The organism is Caballeronia sp. LZ043, assembly GCF_031451075.1.
Lineage (GTDB): Bacteria > Pseudomonadota > Gammaproteobacteria > Burkholderiales > Burkholderiaceae > Caballeronia.
Window position 1 is genome coordinate 2857573 of record NZ_JARUXT010000001.1, and the last position, 16785, is coordinate 2874357.

Below are 16785 nucleotides of genomic sequence, written 5' to 3' on the forward strand. Positions count from 1 at the left end.
ATAATCAAGACGTGCGGGGCGATGCATCCGCTTTTTACTGGCAGAAAGCAAAAAAGGCACACGTTCGACGTGTGCCTTTTTGGTGATGCGCGTGACCGTGGTCCGGCTTTTCGCGGCGGCGTGTTCCCCGCTGCGGGCGGTCCCGCAACGAGCGCCCGGTTGCGGCGGGATCAGTCGCCGAAGAGCTTCTGGCGCAGTTCGCGGCGTTCCTGGGCTTCGAGCGAGAGCGTGGCGGTCGGACGCGCGAGCAGACGCGGAATGCCGATCGGTTCGCCCGTTTCCTCGCACCAGCCGTAGTCGCCGGACTCGATGCGCGCGAGCGATTGCTGCACTTTCTTCAGGAGCTTGCGTTCGCGGTCACGCGTGCGCAGTTCCAGTGCATGCTCTTCCTCGATGGTCGCGCGATCCGCCGGGTCCGGCACGATCACCGTTTCCCGGAGATTTTCGGTTGTCTGGCCGGCATTCTTCAGAATGTCCGCTTGCAACTGTTCGAGCCGGTTCTTGAAGAAGGCGAGTTGCTCCGCATTCATGTAGTCCTTCTCGCTCATCTTCAGGATTTCGGCTTCGGTCAAGAGTTTCGTTGTCATCTGCTTGCTTCTTCAATGTGAGGCGCTGTCTTCGCAACGCCCGCAACTGCGTTACCCGCATGCAACGCACCGGTACGCGCGAGCATCAGGCGACACGCCCATGCGGGGCCGAACTCCTCTGGAAACCGATTCTGGATGATGCTCCGGACTGACTGGCGTGTGCTGCAAGGCCCGACATGACCGGCCCCGGTGCTTTGACTTGATTTGCCTTCCCCCGGCAAATCGAGGCATCGTCCCGACGGGACATCCTTTCTCCTGGTCCGCTGACCGAACATCCGAAGATGTGCGTGCAACGAAACTGCCCTTCTCCAGTGGGGCTGTATTGTAACTGAACCGCAATTTCCGACGACAACCGAGGAAAACCCTGTCGATTAGTGCCGGAATCCCAAAAATATAACGCCTGGTCGTTCAAAAAGCGATGCCGAAGCGTGCCCGCGACTACATAACCGTGCCGAAAGCCGATGTCGAAAAAAACGCCGCGCGCGAATGCCCGCGGCGGCGTCTGGTCTTTCAAGGCTGCTTGCGCCGCGCGGAACACGCGCAGGTCAAGCGAGATGCATGCCGGTTTATTTGACGAGGCAGGCGTCGAGACCGTCGATGATCAGATCCTTCGGCAATTCAATGCCGATGAACACCATCTTGCTGTTCTTCTTCTCGATCGGCAGCCACTTGCTCGCGAGGTCGCTGCCCATCATCTGATGCACGCCCTGGAAGACGACCTTGCGATCGACGCCCTTCATGTAGAGCACGCCCTTGTAACGCAGCAGGCGTTCGCCATAGATCTGCAGAATGCCGCCGAGGAAGTCTTCGAGGCGGTTCGGGTCGAACGGCTTGTCGCTGCGATACACGAACGACTTGATCTTGTCGTCGTGATGCGCGTGATGATGGTTGTGGTGGTGCCCGTGCTCGTGATCATGGCTGTGATCGTGACCGCAGGTCGCGTGGTCGTGATCATGGTCGTGATCGTGCGCGTGGTCGTGATCATGGTCGTGATCGTGCTCGTCTTCGGCGAGGAAGTCCGGGTCGATCTCGAGCTTCGCGTTCAGGTTGAAGCCGCGCAGGTCGAAGATTTCCTTGATGTCCGCTTCGCCGAAATTGACGACCTTGATCGCCGCGCGCGGGTTCATGTGCAGCAGGCGATGCTTGAGCGCGTCGAGCGCGGCGGCATCGACGAGATCGGACTTCGTGATGAACAGGCGGTCCGCGAAACCGACCTGGCGCTGCACCACTTCCTGCTGGTCGAGCTGCTGGTTCGCGTGCTTGGCGTCCACCAGCGTGATGATGGCGTCGAGCAGGAATTCGTCGGCGACGGTGTTGTCCATGAAGAACGTCTGCGCCACCGGACCCGGATTCGCGAGACCGGTGGTTTCGATCACGACGCGGTCGAAATCCAGCGTGCCCGCTTTCTTGCGGTTGGCCAGGTCTTCCAGCGCGCGCGCCAGGTCGCCACGGATCGTGCAGCAGATGCAGCCGTTGCTCATCTGGATGATCTGCTCGTTCGTTTCCTGCACGAGAATTTCGTTGTCGATGTTCTCTTCGCCGAACTCGTTCTCGATCACGGCGATCTTCATGCCGTGCTGCTCGTTCAGGATGCGCTTGAGCAGCGTGGTTTTGCCGCTGCCCAGAAAGCCGGTCAGGATGGTTACGGGAATCATGGAGTCGCCTGTGTCCTTGTCTGTGTTCGGGAGATGCGCGGCGGCGCGTCGAACTGTTTATTGAAACATATTTGTCAAGCGGACGCCGCAGCGGTCCGCGCGGCCGTCAATCGCGCGTAGGTGGAGACGTTCACGCGATTTGCAACATCAGGCCCTTCAGGTATTCGCCTTCCGGAAACGCCGTCAGCAGCGGATGATCGACCCCGGCGCCCAGCCGCTTCAGGATACGGGCATCGACGCGGGCGTCCGCCGCCGCGCCCGCGACGATCTTCTGAAACAGGTCCGAATCGATCGCGCCGGAGCACGAATACGTGAACAGGAGGCCGCCCGGACGCAGCAACTTGAAGCCGCTCAGATTGATGTCCTTGTACGCGCGCGCGGCGCGATCCACGGTTTCCTTCGACGGCGCGAACTTCGGCGGATCAAGCACGATGAGGTCGAAGCGCCGGCCTTCGTCGTGGAGGCGGCGCAGGGTCTTGAACGCATCGGCGTCCAGCCATTCGGCCTTGTCGGCGTCGAAGCCGTTCGCCTTGACGTTGTCCTTCGCGAGCGCGAGCGCATCGCCGGACGAATCCACCGAGGTCACGTGCGTCGCGCCGCCCTTGAGCGCCGCGAGCGAGAAGCCGCCCGTGTAGCAGAAGCAGTTCAGCACCTCGCGGCCCGCCGCGCTCTGGGCGACGAGCACGCGGTTGTCGCGCTGGTCGACATAGAAGCCGGTCTTGTGGCCGTGGCGCACGTCCACGTGATGACGCACGCCGCACTCATTGGTGATGAGCGTCTCGGGCGGCGCGGCGCCGGCGAGCACGCCGGTGATCTGTTCGAGTCCTTCCTTCTGGCGGATCGACACGTCCGAGCGTTCATAGACGTTCGGGCATCCGGTCGCGCCGGTCAGCGCCTGCACGAGCGCTTCCTTCCAGGCTTCGACGCCGGTCGCCATGAACTGGCAGACGAGCTGCGCGTGCGCGCCGTCATCGGCGATGTAGTAATCGACGATCAGGCCCGGCAGGCCGTCCGCCTCGCCGAACACGAGCCGGGTCGCGCCGGTGTCCTTCACCAGCGTGCGCCGATGCTCGACCGCACGCTGCACGCGGCGCTTGAAGAACGCGTGATCGACGGGTTCGCTTTCATCAAAGGTCCAGACGCGCGCGCGGATCTGCGACTGCGGACTGTACGAAGCGCGCGCGAGAAAGCGGCCGTCGGCGGCGCGCACGGTCACGGTGGCGCCCGGCGCCGGATCGCCGTCAATGCGCGCGATGGCGTTGGCGTAGATCCAGGGATGACGGCGGGCGAGCGATCTGTCCTTCGCCGGTTTGAGGGTGATGGTGTTCATGGCCATGCGGATTAGCCGCGTGTGGACGCGGCTGGATTAATCGTGCGCTCAGTCGCGTTTTTTGGCGCGCGGATGCGCCGAGTCATACACGCGGGCGAGATGCTGGAAGTCGAGCGAGGTGTAGACCTGCGTCGCGGTGATGCTCGCGTGGCCGAGCAGTTCCTGTACGGCGCGCAGATCGCCGCTCGATTGCAGCACGTGCGTGGCGAACGAATGGCGCAGCACGTGCGGATGCACGTTCGACGGAATGCCCGCCAGCAACGCCAGCCGCTTTACGCGCGTGCGCACGACGCCCGGCGCCATGCGGTTGCCGCGCACGGAGAGAAAGAGCGCGTGGGGATCGAGCTTGACGAATTCGCCACGCACGGCGATCCACGCGCGCAGTGCCTCGATCGCCTTGCGCCCGACCGGTACCGAGCGACGCCGGCTGCCCTTGCCGAGCACGGTCACTTCCTCGTGCTCGAGATCGAGCCAGCCTGCCGAGCGGTAGCCGTTCTCTTCGACGAAGCGCACGTCGAGTCCCACCAGTTCCGCGAGCCGCAAGCCCGACGAGTAAAACAGTTCGAGGATCGCGTGATCGCGCAGCGCTTCGGTCGTGCCGGCTTGCGGCGCGTCCATGAGCGCCATGGCGTCGTCGACGGAAAGCGCCTTCGGCAAGGTCTTTTCGCCTTTCGGCGCGCGCACGGTCGAGACCGGATTGGCCGGCATCTCGACCCGTTCGGCCAGCCAGCGATAGAACGCGCGCCAGGCCGACAGCCGGTGTGCGATGGAGCGCGGCGACAGTCCGCCCGAATGCGCCCGCACGACGGCGCCGCGGATATCGGCGGCCGTGAGCGTTTGCAGAGGACGCTCCCTGGCCAGCGCGCGCAGTTCACCGAGCTCGTAGGCGTAGGCGCGCAACGTGTGCTCGGACAGCCGCCGCTCGTGTTCGAGCATCGCGAGATAGGTGGCGATGGCCTCGGCGGTGTCCATGGCTCAGTGCGGCAGCAGGCGGGACACGGCCGCGCTCGCGAGCGCGCCGATCTGCATCAGGAAGTCGGTGGCCATGCCATCATGGAAGCGGCGCGGGTCGGGCGAACCCATGACCAGCAAGCCGATGCTCGGCGCATCCGGACCAGCCTGCGGGTCGCGCAGCGTGACCAGCGCGACCGACTCCACCTTGCGTTCGATGTCGGAAGGACCGTCGCCGGGCGCGACTGTCGCCGAGGCCGAGTTCTCGACGCCGAGCCATTGCGCCGCCGCGAAATCCGTGTTCGCGCCGCAGTACGGCACGGTCAGGCTGTTCGCGAAGATGCGCACTTCCTCGCCCACCTGCCGCGCGAAGTCCGCCTGGCGATACGCTTCGTCGATGTCCCACAGGCGCAGCGCCGCATGCGGCACGTCGAAGACTTCGCACAGGCCCGCGCTGATGGTCTTGGGCAACGCGTACGGATCGCGCTGCGAGATCACGCGCACGGTCCAGCGGTTGAACTTGGTCGAGATGCTGTCGTTCTCGTGGCCGTAGCGCAGCAGTTCGGCGAGGCGCCGTTCGAGCTGCTTGTTCTTGTCGCGCAGCATTTCCATCTGGCGCTCCTGCAGCGACACGGCGGCCTTGCCATGCGGATTCGAGAGCCGGATGCTGCCGAGCAGTTCCGCGTGCTCGGCGAAGAAATCGGGATTGTCGAGCAGGTAGTCGGCGACTTCGCGTGGATTCATGGTCGATAGGGTTGCGTTAGACGATGCGATCGAGCTCGATTTCGCCTTCGAAGACCGTCGTGGCCGGGCCCGCCATGAACAGCGCGGCGGAGGCGTCGCGCGCGCCGTCCCAACTGATCGTGAGCGTGCCGCCGTGGGTCTCGACGCGCACCGGCGAGTCCAGCACGCCACGGCGAATGCCCGCCGCCACGGCGGCGCAGGCGCCCGTGCCGCACGCGAGGGTTTCGCCCGCGCCGCGTTCGAAGACGCGCAGCTTGACCGAATGCCGGTCGATGACCTGCATGAAGCCCGCGTTCACGCGCTTCGGAAAGCGCGCGTGGCGTTCGATCAGCGGTCCTTCAGTCAGTACCGGATATGCCTCGACGTCCGCGACGATCTGCACCGCGTGCGGATTGCCCATCGAGACGGCGGAGATCCAGCGCGTTTCACCGGCTACATCGAGCGGCCAGAGCGTGTCGTCGTGCTCGCGGCGGCCTTCGAGCCCGTGCGCGTCGAACGGCACCAGCGGCGGATCGAACACGGGCGTGCTCATGTCGACGACGACCTCGCCGTTGTCTTGCATCGTCAGCGTGATGACGCCGTTCTGCACCTGCACGCGCACGCTCGACGCATCCGTCAGCCGCCGCTCGCGCACGAACTTCACGAAGCAGCGGGCGCCGTTGCCGCAATGCTCGACTTCGCCGCCATCGCAATTGAAGATGCGGTACTTGAAATCCACGCCGCCGATGGTCGGCTTCTCCACGAGCAGCAGCTGGTCCGCGCCGATGCCGAAATGACGGTTGGCGAGCGCGCGCACCTGCGCGGCGCTCAGGTCGAGCACCTGCGTATAGCCATCGAGCACGACGAAGTCGTTGCCCGCGCCCTGCATCTTGGTGAATTTGAGTTTCATGGCCGCTATTGTATGTGAGGCGTCGCGCGGCGTTTCCTGCCGCGCCCGCTTCAGTGCCGCTTCAGTAGAAGCCGGGCTCGCCCGGCGGCCGCGTCTTGAAGCGCTTGTGCACCCAATAATATTGCTCGGGCATGTCGGGAATGTGCTCTTCGAGGAACGCGTTCATGCGCCGGGCATCGGCTTCGTCGTCGCCGGTCGGATAGTTGTCCCACGGCGCGAAGATCTTGAGCCGGTAGCCCTTGTAGTCGGGCAGCACTTCGCCGATGAACGGCACTACCTGCGCGCGTCCCGTCTTGGCGAGCCGGCCGACCGCCGTCAGCGTACACGTGGGGATGCCGAAGAACGGCACGAACGCCGAGTTGCGCATGCCATAGTCCATGTCCGCGCCGAGCATCACGGGCTTGCGGTCGCGCAGCCAGCGCAGCACGATGCGCGCGCTGTCGGCGCGGCTGGCCATGTCGGCGCCGAAGCGGCCGCGCTGCTTCTTCGCCATCTCCTCGACCTGCGGGTTCGAGAACGGCTGGTAGAGCGAGCCGCATTGCCGGTGCAGCGAGTAGTTGAGGAAGATGGAGCCCGCCTCGATGCCGACGAAATGCAGTCCGAGAAACAGCGTGGGCGGCAGGTTGGGGTCGGTGAGGTCGACGGCGCTGTCGAGCTGGATCAGCTTTTCGAGCTTCCTGGCCGAGCCGAACCACTGCACGCTGCGCTCAACGTAGCTGCGGATCGCGTGGCGGAAATGCTTCTGCGCGATGTCCTCGCGCTTCTCGTCGGACCACTCCGGAAAGCACAGCTTGAGGTTGGTGTGGACGATGCGCTTGCGGCGGCTCGGGATCTGATAGAGCAGCCAGCCGAGACCGTCGCCGAAACGCGCGGTGATGCCGTATGGAATGATCGCGAGGAACTTGAGAAAGCCAATCGCAAGGGCTACCCCGATACGCCCTAGCATGATGTGCTCCAGCGAACATACGGGTGGCCGCGAGGTACGGAAGATTGATGCGGGGCGATTGGCGTCAAGCGGTCGGCTCTGAAAAAATAAGGGAAACCGGTATAATAAAACCTTCGCCGAGTTAATGGACAACTTGCGGGGCGAAGCGGGCGCGGGGCTTCATGCAGTCATGGAGTTGCCGGCCTGGTAAGGATATCCGCTAAAGCGTCGCCGCTTCAGACTCCAAACGAAGTCGGCTACGTGAATACCAACCGTACTCAAACTGGAGTCTGAAGCGTGTCGAACGACTATCTCTTTACTTCCGAATCTGTTTCCGAAGGCCACCCGGACAAGGTCGCCGACCAAATTTCCGACGCCATCCTCGACGCCATCCTGGCTCAGGACAAGTATTCGCGCGTCGCAGCGGAAACCCTCTGCAACACCGGTCTCGTCGTGCTCGCCGGTGAAATCACCACCACGGCCAATGTCGACTACATCCAGGTCGCGCGCGAAACCATCAAGCGCATTGGCTACGACAACACCGATTACGGCATTGATTATCGCGGTTGCGCGGTGCTCGTCGCGTATGACAAGCAGTCGCCCGATATCGCGCAAGGCGTGAACAAGGCGCACGACGACAACCTCGATCAAGGCGCCGGCGACCAGGGCCTGATGTTCGGCTACGCATGCGACGAAACGCCCGAGCTCATGCCGCTGCCCATCCATCTTTCGCACCGTCTGGTCGAGCGTCAGGCGAACCTGCGCCGTGACGGGCGCCTGCCCTGGCTGCGTCCGGATGCGAAGTCGCAGGTCACCGTGCGCTACGTGGACGGCAAGCCGCATTCCATCGACACCGTGGTGCTCTCCACGCAGCACGCACCGGACATCGACCTGCCGCAGCTGCGTGAAGCCGTGATCGAAGAGGTCATCAAGCCGACGCTGCCGAAGGAACTCATCAAGGGCGACATCAAGTTCCTGGTGAACCCCACGGGGCGCTTCGTGATCGGCGGTCCGCAGGGCGATTGCGGTCTGACGGGCCGCAAGATCATCGTCGATACGTACGGCGGCGCGGCGCCGCACGGCGGCGGCGCGTTCTCGGGCAAGGATCCGTCGAAGGTCGACCGTTCGGCCGCATATGCGGGCCGCTATGTGGCGAAGAACATCGTCGCGGCGGGCCTCGCGTCGCGTGCGCTGATCCAGGTGTCCTATGCGATCGGCGTGGCGCGTCCGACCTCGATCATGGTCAACACGTTCGGCACGGGCCGCATCTCGGACGCCGAGATCACCAAGCTCGTGCAGGAACACTTCGATCTGCGTCCGAAGGGCATCATCCAGATGCTCGACCTGCTGCGTCCGATCTACGAGAAGACCGCCGCCTACGGCCACTTCGGCCGCGAAGAGCCGGAGTTCTCGTGGGAAGCCGCCGACAAGGCGCTCGTGCTGGCCGAAGCGGCAGGCACCGAGCCGGTCGCGAGCGTCGCGTAACACGCTTCGCCGCACCGTAGTACAGGTCGTCAAGGGACCGGCAGGCAGCGCGCCTGCCGGTTTTTTTTGCGCACGTTTCTTGCGCTGCAATGAGCGGATTCTCGGAACTTCCGGAGCCGCCATGTCGCATGAAACGCTCTTCTCGCCGCTCGGCATCGGCCGTCTTGAACTGCCGAATCGCATCGTCATGGGGCCGCTCGCGCGGCATCGCGCCGCACAGCCCGGCGACGTTCCCGTCGAAATGAATGCCCGCTATTACGCGCAGCGCGCGAGCGCGGGCCTGATCATCACGGAGTCCGCGCAGATTTCACCCGCGGGACGCGGCGGCTATGCCACGCCCGGCATGGTTTCGGATGCGCAGGAAGCGGGATGGAAAGCCGTCGCGGGCGCGGTGCATGCCCGGCATGGTCGCATGGCGCTGCAACTAGCCCACGCCGGGCGACTGTCGCATCGGCGCTTGCAGGAAAGCGGCGCGCCGCCCGTCGCGCCCTCGGCGATCCGGGCGCGCGACGCAAAACTCCTCGTGCGCGAAGACGACGGCGCGTTCGCCTTGATCGATGCCGATGACCCCCGCCCGCTGGAAACGAACGAGATCGCGAGCGTCGTGCTGCAATACGTCGATGCCGCGCACCGCGCCGATCGGGCCGGTTTCGACCTGCTCGAAATTGACGCGTCCGACGGCGCGCTGCTGCATCAGTTCATCGCGACCGGCACGAACCGTCGCAGCGACGAATACGGCGGCGGCGTCGAGCAGCGAACGCGGCTCGTCGTGGACGTGCTCGAGGCGGTGTCAAGCGTGCTTGGCGCGGATCGTATCGGCTTGCGGCTGTCGCCGCTCTTCGCAGGCGCGGATATCGAGGATGCCGAAGCACGCGAATCGGCGACGTACCTGGCGCATGCACTCGAGCGGATCGGCATCGCGTATCTGCAGCTGGCCGATTTCGACGACGCCCTGCTTCACAGCGTGCGCGATGCGTATAGCGGCGCGCTCATCGCGGCTGGCGACTGGCGCATCGACGAAGCGAGCGCGCTGATCGGGCGCGGCGCCGCCGATGCCGTGGCATTCGGCCGCGCCTTCGTCGCGAATCCGGATCTGGTGGAACGGGTGAAGGAGAACGCGCCGCTGGCCGAGGCCGATCCCGCAACCCTTCGAGGCGGCGGCGAGGCGGGCTATACCGACTACGCGGCGCTGAACGACAAGAGCGCCTAGCGCGCGGCGAATGCGTACCAGCCGGCGCTGCTCGTCGACAGGCGGCGCGGACGGCGGCTCGTCAATGCAGCCGGTTTGGGTTTGGGCGTGGGTGCGCGCAATGACACCGGGCGTCGCAACAAGGCTCGCAACGACACGCGGCGCGATGCTGCACGTACCCGAAGATTGAAGAAAAGTCCGCGGAACCACGAGCGAATGCCATCGACGGGATGGACCTGCTTCAATTGCTCCGCAAGCAGGCGAGTGCGGGTGGAATGATGGCGCAGTGCGCGGATCATGCCGCGGCGGGCAGGACGCGCCGCGCGTGATGCTGCACGGGAAAGGCCCATGGCGATTCGGGAGTTCATGTCGGCGGGAGGTCGGTTTGCTGGATGGCAAACCTGACGGTAGTCGTCTCAAAAATAACGTTCAAGCCTTCGATCCAACTCTATTCATCAAGTTGCACCGAATTGATGCGGCCAATGTACAAGAGCTTCATGACCCGGGTAAGTCCGCGTTTTCCCTGTAATTTTCTGAAGCGTTCGCTGACAAGAATCAGGTAAAGCTCCACCGCATGGGCCTTGGCGCCACGACGGAATTACAATCGATGAATTCAAACCAATTCCGGATATAGCGTCATTGGCATGAATGATCGAGCCAAGGCACGCGGAACTGAAATGTCTGATCAAAACTGGCTGAAATCCAAAAAAGAACAGGTGCGTGAACTGCGCGAAACGGGCTTCGTCATCGTCAAGGGACTCGTTTCCCAAGAACGTTGCGACGCCATGCGTGACGTCGCGCGTCAGCAACTCGCCGAGGCCGCGGCGCCCATCGAGTTCGAAGCGGACCTCAGGTATCCGGGCGCGCCGGATTCAAAGGAAGCGCCCGGCGGCCACACGGTGCGTCGTCTGCTGGACGCCTACGCGCGGCATCCGCTGTTCGCTGAGTTCGCGACATCGCCGGAAGTGCGCGGCTGGATGGAACTGTACTTCGGGGAAACGCCGTATCTCTCGCGCGCGCATCACAACTGCATGATGACCAAGCATCCGGCGTACGGCAGCCTGACCGGATGGCATCGGGACGTGCGCTACTGGGCGTTCGAACGAGACGACCTGGTGTCGGCGTGGGTCGCGATGGGTCGCGAGACGGTGGATAACGGCGGGCTGTGGTTCGTGCCGGGATCGCACAAGCTGCCGTTCACGTCGGATCGTTTCGACGACGCCAAATTCTTCCGCTCCGACGTGCCGGAAAACGCCGCCCTGATTCGCACGGCGGTGTCGCCGGAACTCGCACCGGGCGACGTCGTGTTCTTCCACTGCAATACGCTGCATTCGGCCGGCAAGAACCTCACTGACCAGGTGAAGTTCTCGCTCGTCTACACCTATCGCGGGGCGAGCAACGCGCCGCTGCCGGGCACGCGTTCGGCATCGAAGCCGGAAGTGGCGCTCGCCTGATCCGGCGGGCTCAGCGCCGCGAAGGAATGGCCAGTCCGATCAGCCCGGCCAAACACGCCACGACGCCGCCGGCGATCAGCCAGATGGTCTTGTTCGTCGGCGAGCCTGTGAAGAAACGGGCCACGTCGTTGGACAGCGAATGGAACGACTGGCCGCCGAAGTACAGCAGCACAATGCCGCCGACAAGCAGCGCAACGGAAATCGCTCGGGTCATGGTCTGGTCTCGTGACTGAAAGGCGCGTCAGGTTAATCGGTTGGCAAGCCGGCGTCCACCCGCCCGTTGGCCAACCGATTCAGGCGGCCTGCGCTTCCCCGCGCGTGAGCGGCTGGATCTTGCGCAGCAGATCGGCCATCACGTTGGCGTGATCGCCCCGGCTCGTCCACGCGCCGAGGTTGTACTTGACGCCGGTATCGGTGTAATCCGTCACCGCAATCCACGGCGCCGACGGCCCTTCCTGCACGATGCGCGCATCCTCGCCGACCAGCCGGCGCAGTTCGCCGAGCACGTGATCCACTTTCAGCCCGTGCTGCGCCTGGAAGTTGATGACGACGCGCCGGCGGTCGTTCGCGCTGTAGTTGGTGATGGCGTTCGCCCAGATCAGGCTGTTCGGCACGTACATGACGATGCCGTCGGCTTTCGTCAGACGCGTGGTGAACAGTCCGATTTCATTGACGGTGCCCGCCGTGGTGCCGACGCCTTCGATGTAATCGCCGACCCGAAACGGCCGCAGCAGCAACAGCATCAGCCCCGCCGCGATGTTCTGCAGCGTGCCCTGCAAGGCCAGCCCGATAGCCAGGCCCGCGGCGCCGAGCACGGTGAGGATGCTGGCCGCCGCGATGCCGAACTTGCCGAGCGCCGCGACGATGGCGACCACGCGGATCGCCCATAGCGCGATGCTGGCGAGCACCGGCGTGAGCGTCGCGTCGACATTGGTGCGGGCCAGCGCACGGCGCAGCGCGTTGGCGACGACATTGGAAATCCACCATCCGGCCAGCAGGATCAACAGGGCCAGCAAGATGTCGATGCCGTACGTCACGGCGATGGCGGTAAAGGAGTCGTAGGCGGGGCGCAGTCGGTCGATCGAATCCATGGGAAGCTCCAGAAACGGGATGAGCATTGGTCCGGCTGGACCGGCGAACGTTCACTGTAGCTGGCAGCGTCCCGGTGAAAGGCGGTGCCAAATAACGGGACGGCGGGAAGGACGCTGCACGCCCGACGTCGATCGGCTTACCATGGACGCCCTTGGCAGGTCGCGTGCCCGCACGGCGTACGCTGCCATGCCGGTCGCAAGTCCGTTCAACATGCAAATCCGCAGAGGAAATCCGTCATGGCTTACCACGCATCATCCGAGCGCTATACGCAGATGCAGTACCGCACCTGTGGCAGAAGCGGGTTGAAGCTGCCGGCGCTTTCGCTGGGCCTGTGGCATAACTTCGGCGACACCACGCCCATTTCCACCCAGCGCGAAATCCTGCGTACCGCGTTCGACCTGGGCGTCACGCATTTCGATCTCGCCAACAACTACGGCCCGCCCTACGGCAGCGCCGAAACCAACTTCGGGCGCCTCTTCAAGGACGATTTCCGGCCGTACCGCGACGAACTGCTGATTTCGTCGAAGGCCGGATGGGACATGTGGCCGGGACCGTACGGCCAGGGCGGCGGCTCGCGCAAGTACGTGCTCGCGAGCCTGGATCAGAGCCTGAAGCGCATGGGCCTTGATTACGTCGACATCTTCTATTCGCATCGTTTCGACGCCGACACGCCGCTCGAGGAAACCGCCGGCGCGCTCGCCACCGCGGTGCATTCCGGCAAGGCGCTGTACGTGGGCATTTCGTCCTATTCGGCGACGAAGACGCGTGAAATGGCGAAGCTGCTCGCCGAACACAAGGTGCCGCTGCTGATCCATCAGCCGTCCTACAACATGCTGAACCGCTGGATCGAGAAGGAACTGCTCGACACGCTTGACGACATCGGCGCCGGCAGCATTGCGTTCACGCCGCTCGCGCAGGGTCTGCTGACGAACAAGTATCTCAACGGCGTGCCGCAGGATGCGCGCGTCAACAAGCCGGGCGGTGGGTCGCTCAAGCAGGAGCATCTGAGCGACGCCAATCTGGCGCACGTGCGCAAGCTCGATGAACTGGCGCAGAAGCGCGGCCAGAGCCTCGCGCAAATGGCGCTGGCGTGGGCGTTGCGCGGTTCGCGCGTGACTTCGGTGCTGATCGGCGCGAGCCGCGCGGAGCAGGTCACGGAGAACGTCGCCGCGCTGAAGAACCTGGAGTTCACGGCGGAGGAACTCGCTGAGATCGACCGGCATGCGCAGGAAGGCGGCATCAATCTGTGGGAGAAGCCCTCCACCGATCAGCGCATCTGACCGGCGCAAACGCGTCCAAGCCTTTCTGCGGAAAGGGGTTTTTCCAGCCGGCGACGGTTCCGTTGCTATCATGCGGGCTCGGCGGCTTCCGGCGATTCGATCATTGCCAGGAAGCCCGCTGAAGCCCGCCGCCCGCCAGCCACACGCCAGCCAGCGACATCCGTTCAGCGCGCTTTTCGTCCGCGCGTTACGTCTGGAGACAGACGTGCGCGACTCTGCCGCAGCGGCGTCCCGCGCGGCCCCGGACGACGCGGATTCGCTATCGGGTTAAAATGCACGACTCCGCCGGGCTGTCGCGCTGCCTGGGTGTAGTCCGAGTCGTAGCCTGAGTCGTACCGAAGCGCCTGGGTCGTACCGATCCGCGGCCGTCACCACTCGATCGTCCTTTCGCGCAGCGCAGCGCCTTCGTCGTGCGCGCGTTTGCAGCGCGGCCCCGGCGTGGCGATGGTTGCCGCAAGCCGGCCGCGATCGTCGGAGCGCCACCGTTTTCGCACAGTTCAAGAAGCCATGAGCAACCTTAACTCTCAAACCGTCCTGAGCGTCCATCACTGGACCGACACGCTTTTCAGTTTCACCTGCACCCGCGACAGCTCGTTCCGCTTCGAGAACGGCCAGTTCACGATGGTGGGCCTCGAAGTCGAAGGCAAGCCGCTGCTGCGCGCCTACAGCCTCGCGAGCGCCAACTACGAAGAGCATCTCGAATTTCTGAGCATCAAGGTGCCGGACGGTCCGCTGACCTCGCGCCTGCAGCACTTGAAGGTGGGTGATTCCGTGCTGATCGGCAAGAAGCCGACGGGCACGCTCATGGCCGACAACCTGCTGCCCGGCAAGACGCTGTGGCTGCTGTCGACGGGCACGGGGCTCGCGCCGTTCATGTCCATCATCAAGGACCCGGACGTGTACGACCGCTACGAGAAGATTGTGCTCACGCACACCTGCCGTTTCGTCGACGAGCTCGCGTACAAGGACTTCATCACCGAGCATCTGCCGGCGCACGAGCACATTGGCGAGATCGTGTCGGAGAAGCTGGTCTACTACCCGACCGTCACGCGCGAGGAATTCGCCAACCGCGGCCGCATCACGGATCTGATCGAAACGAAGAAGCTGTTCGCGGATCTGGCGGTTGAGCCGTTCTCCGTCGAAAACGACCGCGTCATGCTCTGCGGCAGCCCGCACATGCTCCGCGACACGCGCGAACTGCTCGACGCCATGGGCTTCAAGGAAGGCAGCAACAATCATCCTGGCCACTATGTCGTCGAGAAGGCGTTCGTCGGCTGATCGTTGCGCCGCATTCGCTGGGCAAGAACCGGAGCCACGCGCTCCGGTTTTTTTTCGCCTCGACTCACAGTGCGCAGTTACAAATTTGCCGTCGCCGCCAGCGTGTCGTAGGTGTTTTTCCTACGCATTGTGTGCGCCGGACTTGGCAAACGACATGAAGTTCACCGTTCCAGGCCTTGTCAGACATGGATTTATCATATTTTTGAGATATGATCCGTTTACGCCTGAGACGGCGCGCGCGCCGCGCGCCCCATCTTCGATGTTACAGAGTGTAAATTCAGTTACGCCGCTCGCGGGTCAGCCGAGGACGTAGCTCCAGTTGCGCTCAAAGCGAGGAATGTGAATGAACCCGCCGGCCAAGATCTCGCTCGACGAGACTCCGATTCGTCGCGCCCCGTTGCGCGGGGTGTCGTCACCGCCGCCGGAATGTCCCGGCGCGTCTTTTAGCCTTCCGTCTTCGTCTCCGTGGTCCGCGCTCATCGACGCCAAGCTCAAGGGCGATCGGCAGATCCAGCGTCTCACCGCGCGCGTACAGGAACTGGCCGCGCTGCTCGCCGCCACCGAAGAACGCGCGCGCCAGGCGCTTGCCCAGGATCTCCACGACGAAACCGGCGCGGCGCTCACCATCGCCAATCTGGCGCTCGCGCGCGCCGGACACTGGCTTCCCGCCGATGCCCCCGCCGCACTCGACGACGCGCTGCATCAGGCGCGCGCCGCGCTGGCCGAGGTCAGCGAAACGAGCCATCGCATTGTCGAGGGTCTGCATGCGCCGACCTTCGCCGCCGGTCTCGGCGCCGAACTGCTCAACTGGATCGAAAGCTTCCAAGCCCGCACGACGCTTGCCGTGACGTTCGTCTGCGCGCAAGACGCGCATCTCGACCGCCTGTCCGATGACATGTCGCTCGCGCTGTTTCGCGTGGCGCAGGAAGCGCTCGGCAATGTCGCGCGCCACGCCGGCGCCACGCGCGCGAACGTCACCCTCGACGCCGACAACGACGCCATCACGCTGACCGTCGAGGACGACGGCATCGGCATCAGCACGGCCGCGCGTCGCAAGAGCGGGCGCTTCGGCCTGTCCGGCATGCGTGCGCGCTGCGAGTCGCTGTGCGGCAGCCTGCGCGTCGTGGCGGCAAAACCGGCGGGAACCATCGTGCGCGCGCGCCTGCCGTGGGCCGCGGCGCGGCCGGCGTTGTTCGCGGTCGGCGTCATGAGCGCCTGAGGCCGCCGATGCTCAAGGTCCTGCTCGCCGACGACCACGCCATCGTGCGCCGCGGCGTCGCGCAATTGCTGGTGGAGCGCGGCGTCGCCGCTGAAGTGTCGGAGGCCGAAACCGGCATGCAGGCGCTCGCGCTTGTCGCGCGCCGGCCATTCGATGTCGCGATGCTCGACATCTCGCTGCCCGACGTCAACGGTATCGACCTGCTGAAGCGCATCAAGCGCGACGCGCCGCGCTTGCCGGTGCTGATGTTCTCGATGTACCGGGAGGATCAGTACGCGGTGCGGGCACTGAAGGCGGGCGCGGCGGGCTATCTGTCGAAGACGGCCGATCCCGCGCTGATGCTCGGCGCGATCCGCCAGGTGGCGGAGGGCCGGAAATACGTGAGCCCGGAAATGGCCGAAGCGCTCGCAACCTACGTTTCGCTCGATACCGAACGGCTGCCGCACGAAAAGCTGTCGGACCGCGAGTTCCAGACGCTGTGCATGCTGGCGTCCGGCAAGCGCCTGACGGATATCGCGAACGCCTTATCGCTTTCGGTTAAAACGGTGAGTGTTTATCGCGCGCGGTTGTTGGAGAAGATGAAGCTCGCCAACAACGCGGAGCTGACCTTCTACGTCATGAGCAACCGTCTCGTCGACATGAATCCGGGCATCGCCAGCTGATAATTTATCTTTCTCAAGATAAATTCGTAAAACTTCGCCACAGCA

The 16785-nt window shown here is 64.3% G+C and carries 17 protein-coding genes; 7 read left to right on the forward strand and 10 right to left on the reverse strand.

Annotation, left to right across the window (positions count from 1 at the left end):
- Positions 1 to 170: 170 nt before the first annotated feature.
- The 7 genes from dksA to QCE64_RS13110 form a co-directional block, all read right to left on the reverse strand.
- The gene (gene dksA, locus QCE64_RS13080; RefSeq protein WP_309898454.1) at positions 171 to 587 is read right to left on the reverse strand and encodes an RNA polymerase-binding protein DksA; all 417 of its coding nucleotides are present in this window, start codon (positions 585 to 587) and stop codon (positions 171 to 173) included.
- 566 nt (positions 588 to 1153) lie between these two features.
- Positions 1154 to 2242, reverse strand: a complete 1089-nt coding sequence (locus tag QCE64_RS13085) for a GTP-binding protein (RefSeq protein WP_310004044.1) — start codon at positions 2240 to 2242, stop codon at positions 1154 to 1156.
- Between the two features lie 130 nt (positions 2243 to 2372).
- The gene (locus QCE64_RS13090; protein ID WP_309919340.1) at positions 2373 to 3572 is read right to left on the reverse strand and encodes a class I SAM-dependent rRNA methyltransferase; all 1200 of its coding nucleotides are present in this window, start codon (positions 3570 to 3572) and stop codon (positions 2373 to 2375) included.
- A 48-nt stretch (positions 3573 to 3620) separates the two neighbouring features.
- On the reverse strand, positions 3621 to 4544 hold the full coding sequence (gene xerC, locus QCE64_RS13095) for a tyrosine recombinase XerC (protein ID WP_310004046.1): 924 nt from the start codon (positions 4542 to 4544) through the stop codon (positions 3621 to 3623).
- A gap of 3 nt (positions 4545 to 4547) precedes the next feature.
- Positions 4548 to 5267: a DUF484 family protein gene (locus tag QCE64_RS13100; protein ID WP_309931381.1), complete on the reverse strand. Its 720-nt coding sequence runs from the start codon at positions 5265 to 5267 to the stop codon at positions 4548 to 4550.
- Positions 5268 to 5283: 16 nt separating this feature from the next.
- Entirely contained in the window at positions 5284 to 6156 is an 873-nt protein-coding gene (gene dapF, locus QCE64_RS13105; protein WP_310004048.1) for a diaminopimelate epimerase, read from the reverse strand.
- 61 nt (positions 6157 to 6217) lie between these two features.
- Complete coding sequence (locus QCE64_RS13110) at positions 6218 to 7102, reverse strand: lipid A biosynthesis lauroyl acyltransferase (protein WP_309931383.1); 885 nt, start codon at positions 7100 to 7102, stop codon at positions 6218 to 6220.
- A 276-nt stretch (positions 7103 to 7378) separates the two neighbouring features.
- Between QCE64_RS13110 and metK the strand changes: the two genes are divergently transcribed.
- Both metK and QCE64_RS13120 read left to right on the forward strand, forming a co-directional pair.
- Positions 7379 to 8566: a methionine adenosyltransferase gene (gene metK / locus QCE64_RS13115; RefSeq protein WP_309919354.1), complete on the forward strand. Its 1188-nt coding sequence runs from the start codon at positions 7379 to 7381 to the stop codon at positions 8564 to 8566.
- 121 nt (positions 8567 to 8687) lie between these two features.
- Positions 8688 to 9776 carry an alkene reductase gene (locus QCE64_RS13120; protein WP_310004050.1) on the forward strand — a complete coding sequence of 363 codons (1089 nt, stop codon included), beginning with the start codon at positions 8688 to 8690 and terminating at the stop codon, positions 9774 to 9776.
- Here QCE64_RS13120 and QCE64_RS13125 read toward each other — a convergent pair.
- A complete protein-coding gene (locus QCE64_RS13125; protein WP_309811079.1) occupies positions 9773 to 10054 on the reverse strand; it encodes a hypothetical protein in 282 nt (93 codons plus the stop codon). The two genes, QCE64_RS13120 and QCE64_RS13125, sit on opposite strands and share 4 nt — an antisense overlap.
- 378 nt (positions 10055 to 10432) lie before the next feature.
- On the opposite strand from QCE64_RS13125, the gene QCE64_RS13130 reads away from it, so the two are divergent.
- Positions 10433 to 11209, forward strand: a complete 777-nt coding sequence (locus QCE64_RS13130) for a phytanoyl-CoA dioxygenase family protein (RefSeq protein ID WP_309931389.1) — start codon at positions 10433 to 10435, stop codon at positions 11207 to 11209.
- Between the two features lie 10 nt (positions 11210 to 11219).
- Here the strand turns inward: QCE64_RS13130 and QCE64_RS13135 are convergent, their stop codons facing one another.
- Both QCE64_RS13135 and QCE64_RS13140 read right to left on the reverse strand, forming a co-directional pair.
- Positions 11220 to 11423: a DUF3185 family protein gene (locus tag QCE64_RS13135; RefSeq protein ID WP_309811085.1), complete on the reverse strand. Its 204-nt coding sequence runs from the start codon at positions 11421 to 11423 to the stop codon at positions 11220 to 11222.
- A 79-nt stretch (positions 11424 to 11502) separates the two neighbouring features.
- Positions 11503 to 12300, reverse strand: a complete 798-nt coding sequence (locus QCE64_RS13140) for a mechanosensitive ion channel family protein (protein ID WP_309931391.1) — start codon at positions 12298 to 12300, stop codon at positions 11503 to 11505.
- Positions 12301 to 12537: 237 nt separating this feature from the next.
- Between QCE64_RS13140 and mgrA the strand changes: the two genes are divergently transcribed.
- The 4 genes from mgrA (at position 12538) to rqpR (ending at position 16740) form a co-directional block, all read left to right on the forward strand.
- Entirely contained in the window at positions 12538 to 13581 is a 1044-nt protein-coding gene (gene mgrA, locus QCE64_RS13145; protein ID WP_309811091.1) for an L-glyceraldehyde 3-phosphate reductase, read from the forward strand.
- A gap of 507 nt (positions 13582 to 14088) precedes the next feature.
- Complete coding sequence (locus QCE64_RS13150; RefSeq protein ID WP_309811093.1) at positions 14089 to 14859, forward strand: ferredoxin--NADP reductase; 771 nt, start codon at positions 14089 to 14091, stop codon at positions 14857 to 14859.
- Between the two features lie 343 nt (positions 14860 to 15202).
- Complete coding sequence (locus tag QCE64_RS13155) at positions 15203 to 16078, forward strand: sensor histidine kinase (RefSeq protein WP_309931394.1); 876 nt, start codon at positions 15203 to 15205, stop codon at positions 16076 to 16078.
- 8 nt (positions 16079 to 16086) lie between these two features.
- Complete coding sequence (gene rqpR, locus QCE64_RS13160) at positions 16087 to 16740, forward strand: response regulator transcription factor RqpR (RefSeq protein ID WP_309919373.1); 654 nt, start codon at positions 16087 to 16089, stop codon at positions 16738 to 16740.
- Positions 16741 to 16785: the final 45 nt, after the last annotated feature.

Excerpts from the sequence above, each read along its gene's own strand:
- dksA (WP_309898454.1), bottom strand. The coding sequence starts at position 587 with ATGACAACGAAACTCTTGACCGAAGCCGAAATCCTGAAGATGAGCGAG.
- QCE64_RS13085 (WP_310004044.1), bottom strand. The coding sequence starts at position 2,242 with ATGATTCCCGTAACCATCCTGACCGGCTTTCTGGGCAGCGGCAAAACC.
- QCE64_RS13090 (WP_309919340.1), bottom strand. The coding sequence starts at position 3,572 with ATGAACACCATCACCCTCAAACCGGCGAAGGACAGATCGCTCGCCCGC.
- xerC (WP_310004046.1), bottom strand. The coding sequence starts at position 4,544 with ATGGACACCGCCGAGGCCATCGCCACCTATCTCGCGATGCTCGAACAC.
- QCE64_RS13100 (WP_309931381.1), bottom strand. The coding sequence starts at position 5,267 with ATGAATCCACGCGAAGTCGCCGACTACCTGCTCGACAATCCCGATTTC.
- dapF (WP_310004048.1), bottom strand. The coding sequence starts at position 6,156 with ATGAAACTCAAATTCACCAAGATGCAGGGCGCGGGCAACGACTTCGTC.
- QCE64_RS13110 (WP_309931383.1), bottom strand. The coding sequence starts at position 7,102 with ATGCTAGGGCGTATCGGGGTAGCCCTTGCGATTGGCTTTCTCAAGTTC.
- QCE64_RS13120 (WP_310004050.1), top strand. The coding sequence starts at position 8,688 with ATGTCGCATGAAACGCTCTTCTCGCCGCTCGGCATCGGCCGTCTTGAA.
- QCE64_RS13125 (WP_309811079.1), bottom strand. The coding sequence starts at position 10,054 with ATGATCCGCGCACTGCGCCATCATTCCACCCGCACTCGCCTGCTTGCG.
- QCE64_RS13130 (WP_309931389.1), top strand. The coding sequence starts at position 10,433 with ATGTCTGATCAAAACTGGCTGAAATCCAAAAAAGAACAGGTGCGTGAA.
- QCE64_RS13135 (WP_309811085.1), bottom strand. The coding sequence starts at position 11,423 with ATGACCCGAGCGATTTCCGTTGCGCTGCTTGTCGGCGGCATTGTGCTG.
- QCE64_RS13140 (WP_309931391.1), bottom strand. The coding sequence starts at position 12,300 with ATGGATTCGATCGACCGACTGCGCCCCGCCTACGACTCCTTTACCGCC.
- mgrA (WP_309811091.1), top strand. The coding sequence starts at position 12,538 with ATGGCTTACCACGCATCATCCGAGCGCTATACGCAGATGCAGTACCGC.
- QCE64_RS13150 (WP_309811093.1), top strand. The coding sequence starts at position 14,089 with ATGAGCAACCTTAACTCTCAAACCGTCCTGAGCGTCCATCACTGGACC.
- QCE64_RS13155 (WP_309931394.1), top strand. The coding sequence starts at position 15,203 with ATGAACCCGCCGGCCAAGATCTCGCTCGACGAGACTCCGATTCGTCGC.
- rqpR (WP_309919373.1), top strand. The coding sequence starts at position 16,087 with ATGCTCAAGGTCCTGCTCGCCGACGACCACGCCATCGTGCGCCGCGGC.